This is a genomic window from Cupriavidus sp. OTU4054 (genome assembly GCF_038440175.1).
In the GTDB taxonomy this organism is placed as follows: Bacteria; Pseudomonadota; Gammaproteobacteria; order Burkholderiales; family Burkholderiaceae; genus Cupriavidus; species Cupriavidus pauculus_D.
The window spans coordinates 1-14334 of the sequence record NZ_JASATF010000029.1 but is presented as its reverse complement, the minus strand read 5'-3'; the positions used below and the strand labels follow the sequence as shown (position 1 = coordinate 14334).

13 protein-coding genes are annotated in these 14334 nt (G+C 68.7%); 6 read left to right on the top strand and 7 right to left on the bottom strand.

The annotated features are described in order from the left end of the window. Positions 1-174 precede the first annotated feature (174 nt). The 3 genes from AAHB16_RS26705 (at position 175) to AAHB16_RS26695 (ending at position 3752) form a co-directional block, all read left to right on the top strand. Positions 175-1410, top strand: a complete 1236-nt coding sequence (locus AAHB16_RS26705) for an acyl-CoA dehydrogenase family protein (RefSeq protein WP_150372454.1) — start codon at positions 175-177, stop codon at positions 1408-1410. A 90-nt stretch (positions 1411-1500) separates the two neighbouring features. After that, a complete protein-coding gene (locus AAHB16_RS26700; protein WP_150372453.1) occupies positions 1501-2124 on the top strand; it encodes a cysteine dioxygenase family protein in 624 nt (207 codons plus the stop codon). Next, complete coding sequence (locus AAHB16_RS26695) at positions 2121-3752, top strand: rhodanese-related sulfurtransferase (protein WP_342052440.1); 1632 nt, start codon at positions 2121-2123, stop codon at positions 3750-3752. The genes AAHB16_RS26700 and AAHB16_RS26695 overlap by 4 nt, the downstream gene beginning before the upstream one ends. A gap of 22 nt (positions 3753-3774) precedes the next feature. Here the strand turns inward: AAHB16_RS26695 and AAHB16_RS26690 are convergent, their stop codons facing one another. From AAHB16_RS26690 to AAHB16_RS26670, 5 genes are all read right to left on the bottom strand, one after another. After that, positions 3775-4731: an ABC transporter substrate-binding protein gene (locus tag AAHB16_RS26690; protein ID WP_342052439.1), complete on the bottom strand. Its 957-nt coding sequence runs from the start codon at positions 4729-4731 to the stop codon at positions 3775-3777. Positions 4732-4821: 90 nt separating this feature from the next. After that, complete coding sequence (locus AAHB16_RS26685; RefSeq protein WP_150372450.1) at positions 4822-5598, bottom strand: DeoR/GlpR family DNA-binding transcription regulator; 777 nt, start codon at positions 5596-5598, stop codon at positions 4822-4824. A 112-nt stretch (positions 5599-5710) separates the two neighbouring features. After that, complete coding sequence (pdxA, locus tag AAHB16_RS26680) at positions 5711-6709, bottom strand: 4-hydroxythreonine-4-phosphate dehydrogenase PdxA (protein WP_150372449.1); 999 nt, start codon at positions 6707-6709, stop codon at positions 5711-5713. A gap of 57 nt (positions 6710-6766) precedes the next feature. Next, a complete protein-coding gene (locus tag AAHB16_RS26675; RefSeq protein ID WP_342052438.1) occupies positions 6767-8041 on the bottom strand; it encodes a four-carbon acid sugar kinase family protein in 1275 nt (424 codons plus the stop codon). Continuing rightward, positions 8038-9021 carry a 2-keto-3-deoxygluconate permease gene (locus AAHB16_RS26670; RefSeq protein ID WP_150372447.1) on the bottom strand — a complete coding sequence of 328 codons (984 nt, stop codon included), beginning with the start codon at positions 9019-9021 and terminating at the stop codon, positions 8038-8040. Before AAHB16_RS26670 ends, AAHB16_RS26675 begins: the two co-directional genes overlap by 4 nt. 209 nt (positions 9022-9230) lie before the next feature. Here AAHB16_RS26670 and AAHB16_RS26665 point away from each other — a divergent pair, with 209 nt between their 5' ends. After that, positions 9231-9839: a glutathione S-transferase gene (locus AAHB16_RS26665; RefSeq protein WP_150372446.1), complete on the top strand. Its 609-nt coding sequence runs from the start codon at positions 9231-9233 to the stop codon at positions 9837-9839. Between the two features lie 174 nt (positions 9840-10013). Next, positions 10014-11543 carry a DEAD/DEAH box helicase gene (locus AAHB16_RS26660; RefSeq protein WP_191002129.1) on the top strand — a complete coding sequence of 510 codons (1530 nt, stop codon included), beginning with the start codon at positions 10014-10016 and terminating at the stop codon, positions 11541-11543. On the opposite strand, the gene gluQRS is transcribed toward AAHB16_RS26660, so the two are convergent. Both gluQRS and AAHB16_RS26650 read right to left on the bottom strand, forming a co-directional pair. Then, positions 11544-12455: a tRNA glutamyl-Q(34) synthetase GluQRS gene (gene gluQRS / locus AAHB16_RS26655; RefSeq protein ID WP_150372445.1), complete on the bottom strand. Its 912-nt coding sequence runs from the start codon at positions 12453-12455 to the stop codon at positions 11544-11546. Continuing rightward, positions 12452-13378 (bottom strand): LysR family transcriptional regulator, encoded by a 927-nt coding sequence (locus AAHB16_RS26650; RefSeq protein ID WP_150372444.1) that lies wholly within the window; start codon positions 13376-13378, stop codon positions 12452-12454. Before AAHB16_RS26650 ends, gluQRS begins: the two co-directional genes overlap by 4 nt. 161 nt (positions 13379-13539) lie before the next feature. On the opposite strand from AAHB16_RS26650, the gene AAHB16_RS26645 reads away from it, so the two are divergent. Next, positions 13540-14238 (top strand): pirin family protein, encoded by a 699-nt coding sequence (locus tag AAHB16_RS26645; RefSeq protein ID WP_150372443.1) that lies wholly within the window; start codon positions 13540-13542, stop codon positions 14236-14238. Positions 14239-14334 lie beyond the last annotated feature (96 nt).

Genomic DNA, 14334 nt, shown 5'->3' with positions numbered 1-14334 from the left:
GCGGACTGACAAAAAAATTACGCCATGCCGCGACGCAACAGAAGGAATAAAAATGTGCGTGCTTATGTACGAAAGACGCGCATGCATATGCGAACTCCGTCGTTAGCGTGGCGCGGCGCGCGCGGTACGCTCTGACGCTTCACGCCAGCCGCCCCGCGCCCGGGGCCTCATTGCATGTCTTCCGTTCTCCTTCGCGCCGATGCGTTCCCGGACACATTCGCGCGCGCTCCCATCGCGGACGAAGCGCTCGCGGCGCTGACCGCGCGCCTCGCGGCGACATCGGCCGATCACGATGCCAGCGGCCGCTTTCCGCACGACAACTTCGCGCTGCTGCACGCCGAGGGCCTGATTGCGCAGGTAGTCCCGCGCGACCAGGGCGGTGGCGGGGCCACGCTTGCCGAAGCCCGGCGCATCATCGCGGCGGTGGCTCGCGGCGATGCGGCCACCGCGCTCGTGCTGACGATGACGTATCTGCAACACCGGGCCATCGGGCGCCGGGACGCGCACTGGCCCGATGCGGTGCGCCGCACGGTCTTTGCCACGGCGGTGAAAGAGGGTGCGCTGATCAACGCGCTGCGCGTGGAGCCGGAACTCGGTTCGCCCGCGCGCGGCGGCCTCCCGGCCACCATCGCGCGGCGCGTCGAAGGCGGCTGGCGCGTGAGCGGGCACAAGCTCTACACGACGGGTATTCCCGCGCTGCGCTGGCTCTCGGTCTGGGCACGCACGGACGAGCCGGAGCCGCGCGTCGGCATCTTTCTCGTGCCGGGCCCCGCGGCGGGAACCGCGGGTGTCAGCATCATCGAAAGCTGGAACCATCTGGGGCTGCGCGCCTCGGGCAGCCACGAGACCGTGCTCGACGACATCTGGATTCCGGCCTCGCATGCGGTCGATGTGCGCGCGCCGGCCGCGTGGGCACCGGCGGGCGCGAGCCAGGCCGATATCGATGCCAACGCAGACCAGCAGGCGTGGATGATCGTGCTACTGGGCAGTCTCTATGACGCGGTCGCGCGCGCGGGCTTCGACTGGTTGCGCGGCTTCCTGCGCGACCGCGCGCCGGGCAGCCTCGGCGCCCCGCTGGCGACGCTGCCGCGCGTGCAGGAACAGGTGGGGGAGATCGCCGCGCTGCTGCGCACCAATGCGGTGCTGCTCGATGCGGCGGCCGAGGACGCCGATCGCGGTGCGGCTCGCAATACGCCCGGTTCGGCGCAGGACAGCGGCCTGCTCAAGTTCACGGTGACCGGCAACGCGATCCGCGCACTCGAACTGGCGCTGCAGCTGTCGGGCAACCATGGGCTCAGCCGCCACAATCCGCTCGAGCGGCACTACCGCGATGTGCTCTGCAGCCGCGTCCATACGCCGCAGAACGATTCGATCCTCGTGGCCGCCGGCCGCGCGGCGCTGGAGGCGTAGGAGATGCCGCGCTCGCAGACACGCCGGACCGGCCCGTTTTCGGATACTGTCGTGGGTACGACGACCACAACGACAACAACCGGAGACGACATGTCCGACCCCGCAATCCACGTGACGCGCTCGCTCGCGCCGCTGCGCGAATTCATCACCGACCTGACGCGCCTGCTCGACGAGCATCCCGACGAACCGCGCATCCTCGAGCAGGGCGGCCAGCTGCTGGCCACGCTCGTCGCGCGCGACGACTGGCTGCCCGAGGCGTTCGCGCAGCCGCATCCCGAGTACTACCAGCAGATGCTGCTGCACTGCGACTCCGCGGAGCGGTTCTCGATCGTCAGCTTCGTCTGGGGGCCGGGGCAGCGCACACCCATTCACGATCACACCGTATGGGGCCTGATCGGCATGCTGCGCGGGGCCGAGTATTCGCAGCCCTATGCGCTCGATGCCGAGGGCCGGCCGCAGCCGCATGGCGAAGCCGTGCGCCTCGAGCCCGGCCACGTGGAGGCGGTGTCGCCCCGCGTGGGCGATATCCATCGCGTGCACAACGCGTTTTCGGACCGCGTCTCCATCAGCATCCATGTGTACGGCGCCAATATCGGCGCGGTACGCCGTCATGTCTACACGGAGGCGGGCGAGACGAAATCGTTTATCTCCGGTTATTCCAATCCCTTCCTGCCTAACCCGTGGGACCGTTCGAAGGATCCGCTCGCGTCATGACCGCCGTTACCCATTCAGCTGCCACCGCCGCACCTGCCACCACGTCGCCCGCCGCCGTTCGTCAGGCCCTGCTCGACGGCACCGAGATCGCACTGCTCGACGTGCGCGAGGAAGATCCGTACGCGCAGTCGCATCCACTGTGGGCGTCGAACTTTCCGCTGTCCAAGCTCGAACTGCAGGCATGGTCCCGGATTCCGCGCCGCGATACGCGCATCGTGGTCTATGGCGTGCATGGCAACGAAGATCTGGCCCCGCGCGCGGTGGCCGTGCTGCGCGCGCTCGGATACACCGACGTGTCGGTACTGGAGGGCGGACTCGATGCATGGATCGCGGGCGGCGGCGAAACGTTCCGCGACGTCAACGTGCCGAGCAAGTCGTTCGGCGAGCTGGTCGAGTCGAAGCGCCATACCCCGTCGCTGAGCGCGCCCGAGGTGCAGGCCCTGATCGATGCGAAGGCCGATGTCGTGATCGTCGATGCGCGCCGCTTCGACGAATACCAGACCATGAGCATTCCCACGGCGACGAGCGTGCCCGGCGCGGAACTCGTGCTGCGCGCGCGCGAACTCGCGCCGAATCCCGATACGCGCATCATCGTCAATTGCGCGGGCCGCACGCGCAGCATCATCGGCACGCAGTCGCTGATCAACGCGGGCGTGCCCAATCCGGTGGCGGCATTGCGCAACGGCACCATCGGCTGGACGCTGGCCGGGCAGTCGCTCGACCATGGCGCGAGCCGCCGCGCACCCGCGGTCGTCGATGCCGCGCGCCGCGCGGAGGCCCAGGCCGGCGCGCGCGAGATCGCGGCGCGCGCGGGCGTGCAGCGCCTGCCGCACGATGCCCTGCACACGCTCGAGGCACCGGGGCGCACCGTGTATCGCTTCGATGTGCGCACGCCCGAGGAATTCGCCGATGGCCATCTGCCGGGCTTCGTCAATGCGCCGGGCGGCCAGCTCGTGCAGGAGACCGACCATAGCGCGCCGGTGCGTGGCGCGCGTATCGTGCTGGCCGACGACGATGGTGTCCGTGCGGACATGACGGCATCGTGGCTCGCGCAGATGGGCTGGCACGTCACCGTCGTGGCGCCCGCCGACGAGCGCGCGCGCAGCGAACGCGGCGCGGTCAGGGTGCCGGCGCCCGAGGCCGCGCCCACCGGGACCGTCAGCCCGGCAACGCTGGCCACGTGGATCGATGCGGGAGACACGGCCGTGCTCGACGTGACCGCGAGCGCGAACTACGTGCGCCAGCATATTCCCGGCGCCTGGTTCGCGATCCGCGCGCAGCTCGCGGAGGCACTGGAAGCGATTCCACCCGCGCGCCGCTATGTGCTGACCTGCGGCACGAGCCAGCTCGCCCGGTTCGCGGCCGTGGACCTGCGCGCGTTGCTCGCGGCACGGGGCAGCGAGGCGTCGGTGCACGTGCTCGAAGGCGGTACCGGCGCCTGGATTGCCGCCGGGCTGCCGCTGGAGCAGGGTGAAACGCGTCTTGCCGTGCCGCGCACGGACCGCTATCGCCGTCCGTACGAGGGCACCGACAACGCCACCGCGGCGATGCAGGCCTATCTCGACTGGGAATTCGGGCTGATCGCGCAGCTCGATCGCGACGGCACCCACGCGTTCCGCGTGGTGTAGCGCGTCGCCCCCCTATTGCCACTCAGGCAGGCAGCGTGAACGTGGTGTCGAAGGTCTGGCGCACGTCCAGGCGCTGCTTGAGCAGGCCGGTCTTCAGATAGAAGTCGGCCGTGGCCTGCTGCGTGGCGACGAGTTCGGCATCGATCGGACGCCATTGCGTGTTGCGCCGTTCGAACTGCAGCCGCGCCGCATCCGGTGCAATGCCGATGATGCGCGCCAGCGATGCCGAGTACTCGGGCACATGCTGATACGACCAGCGCTGCGCGCGCACCACGCGCTGCAGAAAGTCCTGCAGCGCGGCGCGCTTGGTCGCGAGCGCGCTCTCCGTGGCCGCCAGGAAACTCAGTCCCGATGACAGTCCGCGTCCGCTCACGAGCACGCGCGCGTGGCCGCTGGTCTCCGCCATGGCGGTGTAGGGCTCCCATGTCGCCCATGCATCGACCGATCCATTGGTCAGCGCGAGCTTGGTGTCGGCGGGCGGCAGAAAGCGGATGTTCGCGTCATTGGGGCCGAGCCCCGCCGACTCGAGCGCCTTCAGCGCGACGTAGTGGCCGATCGATCCCCGGTTGGTGCCGATGGTCTTGCCCTTGAGGTCGGCCGCCTGCTTCAGCGGGGAATCGGGACGTACGAGCACCGCCGTGCCGTAGGGATCGGAGCGGTTGGCGCCGATCAGCTTGATGCGCGTGCCGGCGGCGAGCGCGAAGATCGCGGGCGCGTCGCCGATGGGGCCGCTATCGACCGCGCCCGCGTTCAGCGCTTCCGCGAGCGGCGCGGCGGCGGGGAACTCGGTCCACTGGATATCGTAGGGGACGCCCTCGAGCGCGTTGGCGGCTTCGAGCAACGCGCGGAAGCCGCCTTTCTGGTCACCGGCCTTCAGGACCACGCGGCCCTGCGCGAATGCGCCGCCCCCGTAAAGCAGGGCCACCGAAGCGGCGCCATGCCGCAGGAATTGTCGTCGGGATTCGCGCGCTGTACTCACGTTTCGCTCTCATGGTTGGCAAGACTGCCAACGTACCGCGCGTGTCGCGCGGGGCGAACGAACAAAAACGGGAATGCTTATTTGGTGACCTTATGCGGCGACCGTGACCTGCACCTGCTTGAGCGCGCGGAACGGCTCGAGCTGCGCGGCGGAGGCATCGCGGTCGGTCACGAGTGTCCATGCGCGTTCGAGTGGCGTCCAGTGCTGCTGGCGCGCGCGGCCGAGCTTGGTCGAGTCGACGAGCACGAAGATATCGGCGGCCTGCCGGATGATGCATTCCTTGAGGTAGGCCTGCTCGGCCGTGGCCTCGCACAGGCCCACGCCGGCCACCACGCCGTCGGCGCCCAGAAACGCCTTGTCGACGCTGATGCGCGAGAGCGCCAGCTGCGCGAGCGGGCCGAACGTACCCATGCTCGACGGGCGCACATCGCCGCCGATCAGCGTGACGCGGATCTTCGGCAGGCCCGCGAGCGCGGTCACGGCAAGGAGGTTCGTGGTGTAGACGTGGAGGTCTTCGCGCGCGGCCAGCAGGCGCGCGAGCGCGGCGGCCGTGGTGCCGCTGTCGAGCAGCACCGCGTCGCCATCGCGCACGAAGCTCGCGGCCATGCGCGCGATGGCATCCTTCTGGTCGCGCTGCAGGGCCTTGCGTTCCTCGAGCGGGGCTTCGGGTTCGTGGGAGCCCACGGGCGTGAGCGCCGCGGCGCCGCCATAGGTCCGCACGATGCGGCCCTCGCGCGCGAGCGCGGTGAGGTCGCGGCGCACCGTGGCTTCCGACACGCCGAGCTCGGCGACGAGCCGCTCCACGTTGGCGTCAACGCCGGAGAGCACGCGTTCGAGGATGGCACGTTGGCGGTCGGCGGCTTTCATGGAGCAGAGCGGAAGTTCGTGAACGACCGCGATCTTATCAAGTCTTTGCGCCCGCGCTCCGCGAGAGCGGGGCGAGGGGGCGCGAAGGGGGACGCGAAGAGGGGCGCGACGGTCAGCGACGCGTGGCGAGTTCCGCGCCCTGGCGCAGCGCTTCCAGCAGGCTGCGTTCGTCGGCGATGCCCTTGCCGGCGATATCGAACGCGGTGCCGTGGTCGACCGACGTGCGGATCACGGGGAGGCCCACGGTGATATTGACGCCGGCCTCGAGGCCCAGCACCTTGACCGGACCGTGGCCCTGGTCGTGGTACATGGCCACCACGAGGTCGAAGTCGCCGCGGCCCGCGCGGTAGAACAGCGTGTCCGCGGGCAGCGGGCCTTCGACGTTCCAGCCGCGCTCGCGCACGACGTTGACGGCCGGGATGATCTTCTCTTCTTCTTCGCCATGGCCAAACAGGCCGTTTTCACCCGCGTGCGGGTTGATGCCGCACACGCCGATGCGCGGCGCGGCGATGCCCGCGCGGCGCAGCGTCTCGTAGCCGCGCTCGATCACGCGCTGCACCAGTGCCGGTTCGATCTTGCGGATCGCATCGAGCAGGCCGATGTGCGTGGTCACGTGGATCACGCGCAGCTGCGGCGCCACGAGCATCATCGACACTTCCGGCGTGCCGGTCAGGTGCGCAAGCATCTCGGTGTGGCCCGGGAACTTGTGGCCGCCCGCGTGCAGCGCCTCCTTGTTCAGCGGCGCGGTGCAGATGGCGTCGATCTGTTCGGCGCGCGTGAGTTCCACCGCGCGTTCGATATAGCGGAACGCGGCATCGCCGGCCAGCGCGGACAGCTTGCCGAACGGCAGGTCCTCGGGAATCAGGCCCAGGTCGATACAATCGATCGTGCCGGCCTCGAAGCGCGCTTCGGCGGGTGTGGCGATCGCGCGCACCTGCAGCTTGCTGTTCACGATTGCCGCGGCCTGGCGCAGGCGCGGCGCGTCACCGATCACGAGCGGACGGCACTGTGCGTAGACCGTATCGTGCGCGAGGCTCTTGACGATGATCTCGGGACCGACGCCGGTGGCATCGCCCATGGTGATGCCGATGATGGGGAGGTAGTCGCTCATTGTCGTTTCATCCTGCTTGTTGACGCCCCCGGGGGTTCCGCGGGGACGATCCAAAATTCATTCTGCCTGCATGGCGCGCCATGCGAGCCAGAGTGCCGAGTCGGTGCCGAACGCGCCGGCCTTCGTGGCCACATGGCGCGCCGGCCGTTCGAGCGTGCGCGACAGCGGCACGCCCGCTTCCACTTCGTGCCGCAGCCTCAGCGTGGCGATGCCCGCCGCGGCCAGCATCGCGCGCGCGGTCTCGCCGCCGGTCGCGATCAGTCCGCCCACGCAATCGAACGACGGCAGCACGAGCGTGGCCAGCGCATGGCTGAGCTTCGGGCCTTCCGACGTGTCGAATGCTTCGTCGCGGCCGATACCGATCAGCAGATCGTGGCCGCCACGCAGGCGTTGGCCGATATCTTCCTGAATGGACGGCCACGAGGCATGCGCGGGACCTTCGCGCAGCACCTGCGGTGCAATCTCCAGATGATCCATGCCGGTCCGCGTGCGCAGCAGCGCGGCCTGCCGGCCCGACACGCCGGACATGCTGCCCACCAGCGCGAGCACGGGACCCTTGCGATGTTCGGTGACATCGCCGGCGGACCGGTCGTCCTCGCCGGTCGGCACCGCCGTGGCCAGCGCGCGCGCCAGGCCGCCGGAGCCGACCCAGAACACAGGGTTTTTCAGCGACCCGGTGGCCGCGGCAATGACGCCGATATCGGCTTCGCTCTCGGCGTCGCAGACCACGGCCTGCACCCCTTTCGCGACGAACGCGGCAATCGTGGCCTGGACCGCCTGCGCGCCCTGATGCACGACGTCGAGGTCGACGACGGCCGTGCGCACGTCGTGGACGGCCAGCAGCGCGGCCATGTCGGCGCGGCCGCTCAGGCCCTCGAGGCGCCAGATATCGGATTCGCCGAGCGGTTCGCCGTTGACGAACACGCAGCCGCCGCGCGTGGTGCGGCCGGTGGCGGGGAAGGCCGGGGCGACGATCGCCACGCCCGCATGGGGCAGCAGGGCGGCGGTCTCGGCCGCCCAGTTCCCGCGCAGCGTCGAGTCGATCTTCTTGTACAGGCGGCGCGGCCGGTCCGCGGGCGTACCGCCCAGCCGGCGCCATGCCGCGACGTTGGATGCGGCGGCCAGCGCGGGCGCCATGCGGCGGCTGTCCACGTCGGCCGCGATCACGTCCGCGTCCGCGATGCCGGCCAGCGCATCGTCAGCCGCGGTCGCGTCGAGCGTGACCATCGTGCGCGCACCCGCGGCGGCAAAGCCGATCGCGCAGTCGGCGGCGCCGGACAGGTCGTCGGCGATCACCAGCCATGCAGCCGGCGTGCGGCGGTGCGTGGTCATGCGGCGGTCCGCGCCACGGCGCCTTCCTGCCGGTTGGCCACGCGGCGCGCGACCCAGGCGGTGACCAGCGGCGTCAGCACGGCCGTGACCACCACGCACGCGGCCACGAGAATCGTCGCGCTCTTGGCGGCTTCTTCATAGACCGGATTGGCGGCCGCGATCAGTGTCGGTACCGCGGCGGCATTGCCAGCCGTACTGGCGGCGGCCACGCCGGCCACGCCGGTGCCACCGGTCAGGCGGTCGGCAAAGTACAGCGTGAAGCCCGTGATCACGACCACGGCCACGCCCAGGCCGAGGCCCAGCATACCGGCCTGCCACACCTTGTGCAGGTCCAGGCCGGCGCCGAGCGCGAGCGCGAAGAACGGAATCATCACGGGCACGGCCTTGCTCAGGAAGTCGCGCATTTCGCGGTCGAGGTTCCCAAGCAGCATGCCGAGCATCAGCGGCAGGATGCTGCCGACCAGCGTGGGCCACGGGAATGCCGACAGGCCGGCCACGCCGAGCGTGACCATGGTCAGGAACGGGCCCGACTCGAGCGACATGATCGTGTAGGCGCCCACATCCTCGGGCTTGCCGTACTGGCCCATCAGCGCCATGTAGAGGCCGCCGTTGGTGTCGTTCATCGCGGCGACCACGGCCAGCGTGGACAGGCCCGCGAACATGCCCGAGCTGATCGGCGATTCGCCGAGGAAGTGGCCCATGACCACGCCGAGCACCATGGCGGTACCGATCTTGACGCCGAACAGCACGCCGCCCTTCTTGATGATGTACGGGGTTGCCTTGACGTTGATGCTCGCGCCCATGCAGACGTAGAAGACCGCGAGAATCGGCAGCGCGCCGGTGAACAGGGCGCCCGTGAACGAGCCGAAGAACTTGGGACCCTCGGGCGCGAACGTCGCGACCAGCGAACCGAGCAACAGCGGCACGATCATCATGCCGCCCGGGACGCGCTCGATGGCGCGCTTGATGGAAATCTGCATTCTTCGTCTCCTGCCGCGTGGGGTGCGGCATGTTTGGTGAGTTTGATCGAAACGATCAACTTCTGACCGTTTGCAGGGCGAAGTGTAGGCCAATCCCGCATGAATGACTAGTCCGATCAATTTAGTGATCGAAACGATCAAATTTGTGACGCATCCGAAATCTCGATACGATCAGAACTTTCCCACTCGCACGGCACGAGGCCAGACCCATGAGACTGATCGGCATGCTCGACTCCCCCTATGTCCGCCGCGCGGCCATCTCGCTGAAGCTGCTGGACGTTCCGTTCACGCACGAATCGGTGTCGGTGTTCCGGACGTTCGAGCAGTTCCGCGCGATCAATCCGGTGGTCAAGGCGCCCACGCTCGTGTGCGACGACGGCGTCCTGCTCATGGATTCCACGTTCATCATCGACTACGCCGAGGCGCTGAGCGGCCGCAGCCTGATGCCCGCGGACCTGGCCGCGCGCCGGCAGGACCTGCGCGTGCTCGGCCTCGCGCTGGCGGCCTGCGAGAAGGTGGTGCAGGACGTCTACGAACACAATCTACGCCCCGAGGAGAAGCAGCACCGGCCGTGGATCGACCGCGTGGATGGCCAGATGTCGAGCGCGTTCTCGATGCTCGAGGCCGAGGTCGCGCGGCGGCGGATTCCGGCCACGCAGGCGGACCTGAACCAGGCCGACGTGACCGTGGCCGTGGTGTGGACGTTCACGCAGGCCATGCTGCCCGGCCGCGTCGATGGCGGCGCGCATCCGGCCCTGGCGGCGTTTGCCGGGGCGCTCGAACGCTTCGATGCGTTCACGGAAACCCCGCCGCTGTGACTGCCGGACGACACCGGAACCGGGCATTTTGCGGGTTCCGGCATCACCCGGGCAAGTCATGGTGTTAGAATCCAAGTCTTTGATTTTCTAGGCGATTGCCTGTAACGCTTCGCCGCCGTATCAGACGCGTGTCCGATTTGCGCCGGGCCCGACGCCCGCGAGACACCGAGACCCATGACCACTACGACCCTTCCCGACCAGACCCAGCCAGAGCCGACGCCGGTGCAAACGCCAGAGCAGACGTTCGACAGCTTCGGACTGGATGCGCGCATCGTGCGCGCCCTCACCGAACAAGGCTACTCGAAGCCGACGCCGATCCAGGCGCAGGCCATTCCGGTCGTGCTGCTGGGCAAGGATGTCATGGGTGCCGCGCAGACCGGCACGGGCAAGACCGCGGGCTTCGCGCTGCCGATCATCCAGCGCCTGCTGCCGATGTCCAACGCGAGCGCCTCGCCCGCGCGCCATCCGGTCCGCGCGCTGATGCTGACGCCCACGCGCGAGCTGGCCGATCAGGTCTACGACAACGTCGCCCGCTACGCCAAGCACACGGACCTGCGCAGCACGGTCGTGTTCGGCGGCGTCGATATGAATCCGCAGACCGATGCGCTGCGCCGTGGCGTGGAAATCCTCGTTGCCACGCCGGGCCGTCTGCTCGACCACGTGCAGCAGAAATCGGTGAACCTGTCGCAGGTGCAGATGCTCGTTCTCGACGAAGCGGACCGCATGCTCGACATGGGCTTCCTGCCGGATCTCCAGCGCATCATCAACCTGCTGCCCGCGCAGCGCCAGACGCTGCTGTTCTCGGCGACGTTCTCGCCCGAGATCAAGCGACTGGCCGCGAGCTACCTCAAGCAGCCGGTGACGATCGAAGTGGCGCGCAGCAACTCGACCAACGAGAACGTGCGCCAGATGGTCTATCAGGTCGAGGACGGCCACAAGCAGGCCGCGGTCGTGCATCTGCTCAAGCAGCGCGCGGCGCAGGGCCAGTCGAAGCAGTGCATCGTGTTCGTGAACAGCAAGATCGGCTGCTCGCGCCTGGCGCGCCATCTGGAACGCGAGGGCATCAATGCCGCGGCGATCCACGGCGACAAGACGCAGACCGAGCGCATGCAGACGCTCGAAGGTTTCAAGACCGGCACGATCGATGCGCTCGTGGCCACCGACGTCGCGGCCCGTGGCCTCGATATCCAGGCCATGCCCTGCGTGATCAACTTCGACCTGCCGTTCAGCGCGGAAGACTACGTGCACCGCATCGGCCGTACGGGCCGTGCCGGGGCCAGCGGCGATGCGCTCTCGATCTACGTGCCGGGCAACGACGACCGTCTGCTGGCCGATATCGAGAAGCTGATCAAGCGCAGCGTGCCGCGCGGCCAGCTCGAGGGCTTCGATCCGACCGGCGAACGCGCGCGTACCGAGGATGCCGACCGCCGCCGCCAGCGTGCCGACGTGCGCCGCGCGCGCGATGCGGGCGAGGCGGGTGGTGGCGAAGAGCGCCGCCGCCGTGGCGAGCAGGGTTCGTCGTCGCGTACCGCGTTCCGTCCGTCCGACGATCCGTTCTTCTCGCGTCCGTACGAGCCGAGCGCGAACCACAACGGGTCGGCGCAATCGCCGGCCGATGAACTCGCCGCCGCGCTGACGCGTGGCCGCCAGGCCCCGAAGCGTCCCGTCGCGGCGCTGCTCGGCGGCGTGCCGCGCAAGTCCTGATCAGCGCGCCGCGCGCGCGCACCGATCCACTGTCTTCCAGTCCTCCGTCGCCCGCTCCAGCCAGCGGGCGATGTCGTTTTCGCCGTTGACGATGCCCAGATGGGCGCCCGCTTCGCGCAGCGCCGCGAGCGGATCGCGCAGGTCGATCGCGCGCGCGCCGCTCTGCTTGCTGAGCTTTTCACCCTGCGCGTTCACCACCACGGGCACATGCAGGTAGCTGGGCGTCGGCACGCCGAGCAGATGCTGCAGATGGATCTGCCGCGGCGTGGAGTCCAGCAGATCGGCGCCGCGCACGATATGCGTGATGCCCTGCGCGGCATCATCGACCACCACGGCCAGCTGATATGCCCATAGGCCGTCGGCGCGCCGCAGCACGAAATCTCCGAGTTCCGTCTCCAGATCCTGGCACTGCCTGCCTTGCCACCGATCGTCGAAACAGACGGTCGCGGCAGGGCCGTCGGGTACGCGCACGCGCCATGCGCGCGGCAGCTTGCCGTGCAGGCCGTTGCGGCACGTGCCCGGATAACCGAGCGTCTGATGGCGCTCGCGCACGTGGATCAGCGAGTCGGCAATCTCCTTGCGCGAGCAGCCGCACGGATACAGCTGGCCCGCGGCGTCGAGCGCGCGCAGCGCCTCGCCATAGCGCGCTTCGCGCCGGCTCTGCCATTGCGGCGGTTCATCGGCGACGAGGCCAAGCGCCTCGAGCGTGCGCAGGATGTCCTCGTCGGCGCCGGGCACGCAGCGCGGATAGTCGATGTCCTCGATGCGCACGAGCCACTGGCCGCCATGCGCGCGGGCATCGAGCCAGCTCGCGAGCGCGGTGACGAGCGAGCCGATATGCAGCGGTCCGGTCGGGGAGGGGGCGAACCGGCCGCGATAGGCCGCGGGTCCGCCAGACGCTGGCGCGTTCATTCCGTCACGGGCATCGGCGATTGCTGGATCAGTGCCTGCGCAAGCCGCGGGTCTTCGAGCTTCGCGGACCACCATTGCAGCGCCTTGCCGCGCGTGCTCGTGCGCCAGGCCACCTTGAAGTTGCCGGGCGCGCGAATCTCGACCGTCTCGCGCGCCTGCAGCACGCCGCTCTCGATAAACGGCTGCGCCATCGGCGCGGGCAGCCAGCCGCAGCCCAGGCCGCGGATCTGCGCCTCGAGCTTGTCGCGCATGCTCGGCACCACGAGCACGTCCTGCCCGGCCAGCACGCCGAAGGTGCGCGCGGGCAGGTTGCGCGAGGTATCGCCCACGGCGACGATCCGGTGCTTGGCGATTTCCATCGTGGTCAGCGGTCCTTCGACCGAGGCCAGCGGATGGTGCGCGGCCACCACGAACACGAACGGCATCGTGCCTAGCGGGCGGATCTGGAACCCCTGCGTGCTGGGCGCCTCGTACGCGCCGCCGATGATCAGGTCGGCCCGGTTGCTGACCAGCGCATCCCATGCGCCGCCCAGCACCTCCTTGCCGAAGCGCAGCCGCGTCGCGGTGTTCTCGGCATAGAAGTCCTGGATCACGGGCAGCAGCGCCCGAAAGTTGATGAGGTCGTCGGTGACGATCGACAGCGTGGCTTCCCAGCCCGTGGCCAGCCGCTTGACGCGGCGGGCGAGGTCGTCGGCCGCGTGCAGCAGGTGGCGGCCCTCGTCGAGCAGCGCCCGGCCGGCCGGCGTGAGTTCCGCGCGGTGGCGCCGGCGGTCGAACAGCAACACGTCGAGGTCGTCCTCGAGCTTGCGGACCACGTAAGTGAGCGCTGACGGCACCTTGCCCATTTCGTGCGCGGCGGCGGCAAAGCTGCCCTTGCGTTCGATGGCATCGAGGACTTCAAGCGATTCGAGAGAGAGAGCCATATCGGTATATTCAGAAATTCTGAACAAGTGCTTCTAAGACGGTGCCCGTCAATATACTCCGGCGGGCCTAAACTGCAAAGCATCGCAACGCATTACGCCAAGCCCGGGTTCATGATTCGGGCGTTCAGGCAAATTGAAGGGCCACAAGGAGGGCCATCAAAATGATTGAAATCCGTAAGTCGAACGAGCGCGGTTATGCAGACCACGGCTGGCTGAAGTCGTTCCATAGCTTCTCCTTCGCCGATTACTTCGACGCGGACCATATCCAGTTCGGGCCGCTGCGCGTGATCAACGAAGATCGCGTGGCGCCGGGCATGGGCTTTGGCACGCATGGTCACCGCGACATGGAGATCATCAGCTATGTGCTCGAAGGCGAACTTGCCCACAAGGACAGCATGGGCAACGGCAGCGTGATCCGTCCGGGCGATGTGCAGCGCATGAGCGCGGGCACGGGGGTGCGCCATTCCGAGTACAACCATGCCGCCCATGACACGACGCATTTCCTGCAAATCTGGATCATGCCGAACCAGCAGGGGATCGAACCGGGCTACGAGGAGCGCCATTTCGATACGACGGAAAAGCGCGGACGCCTGCGTCTGGTCGCCAGCCCGGACGGCGCCGAGGGTTCGGTGGTCGTGCATCAGGACACGCGGCTGTATGCGGGCCTGTTCGACGGTGACGAGGCCGCCGCGCTGTCGCTTGCCCCGGGCCGCCGTGCATACGTGCATGTGGCGCGTGGCCGGGTGACGGTCAACGGCCAGAAGCTCGAGGCCGGTGACGCCGCCAAGCTGCAGGACGTGGCCGAGGTAAAGATCGAGCAGGGCGATGGCGCGGAAGTGCTGGTGTTCGACCTGCCCTGATCCGCATGGTATCGTCTTGGTCATCCAGTCATGCGAACGGCGCGGCCCCCGGGGGCGCCCCCCCCCCCCCCATGACAAAAATATAAATAGAAAATG

Coding starts and splice junctions, on each gene's coding strand:
- AAHB16_RS26665 (WP_150372446.1), top strand. CDS start 9,231: ATGAGACTGATCGGCATGCTCGACTCCCCCTATGTCCGCCGCGCGGCC.
- pdxA (WP_150372449.1), bottom strand. CDS start 6,709: ATGAGCGACTACCTCCCCATCATCGGCATCACCATGGGCGATGCCACC.
- AAHB16_RS26675 (WP_342052438.1), bottom strand. CDS start 8,041: ATGACCACGCACCGCCGCACGCCGGCTGCATGGCTGGTGATCGCCGAC.
- AAHB16_RS26705 (WP_150372454.1), top strand. CDS start 175: ATGTCTTCCGTTCTCCTTCGCGCCGATGCGTTCCCGGACACATTCGCG.
- AAHB16_RS26670 (WP_150372447.1), bottom strand. CDS start 9,021: ATGCAGATTTCCATCAAGCGCGCCATCGAGCGCGTCCCGGGCGGCATG.
- AAHB16_RS26700 (WP_150372453.1), top strand. CDS start 1,501: ATGTCCGACCCCGCAATCCACGTGACGCGCTCGCTCGCGCCGCTGCGC.
- gluQRS (WP_150372445.1), bottom strand. CDS start 12,455: ATGAACGCGCCAGCGTCTGGCGGACCCGCGGCCTATCGCGGCCGGTTC.
- AAHB16_RS26685 (WP_150372450.1), bottom strand. CDS start 5,598: ATGAAAGCCGCCGACCGCCAACGTGCCATCCTCGAACGCGTGCTCTCC.
- AAHB16_RS26650 (WP_150372444.1), bottom strand. CDS start 13,378: ATGGCTCTCTCTCTCGAATCGCTTGAAGTCCTCGATGCCATCGAACGC.
- AAHB16_RS26695 (WP_342052440.1), top strand. CDS start 2,121: ATGACCGCCGTTACCCATTCAGCTGCCACCGCCGCACCTGCCACCACG.
- AAHB16_RS26660 (WP_191002129.1), top strand. CDS start 10,014: ATGACCACTACGACCCTTCCCGACCAGACCCAGCCAGAGCCGACGCCG.
- AAHB16_RS26645 (WP_150372443.1), top strand. CDS start 13,540: ATGATTGAAATCCGTAAGTCGAACGAGCGCGGTTATGCAGACCACGGC.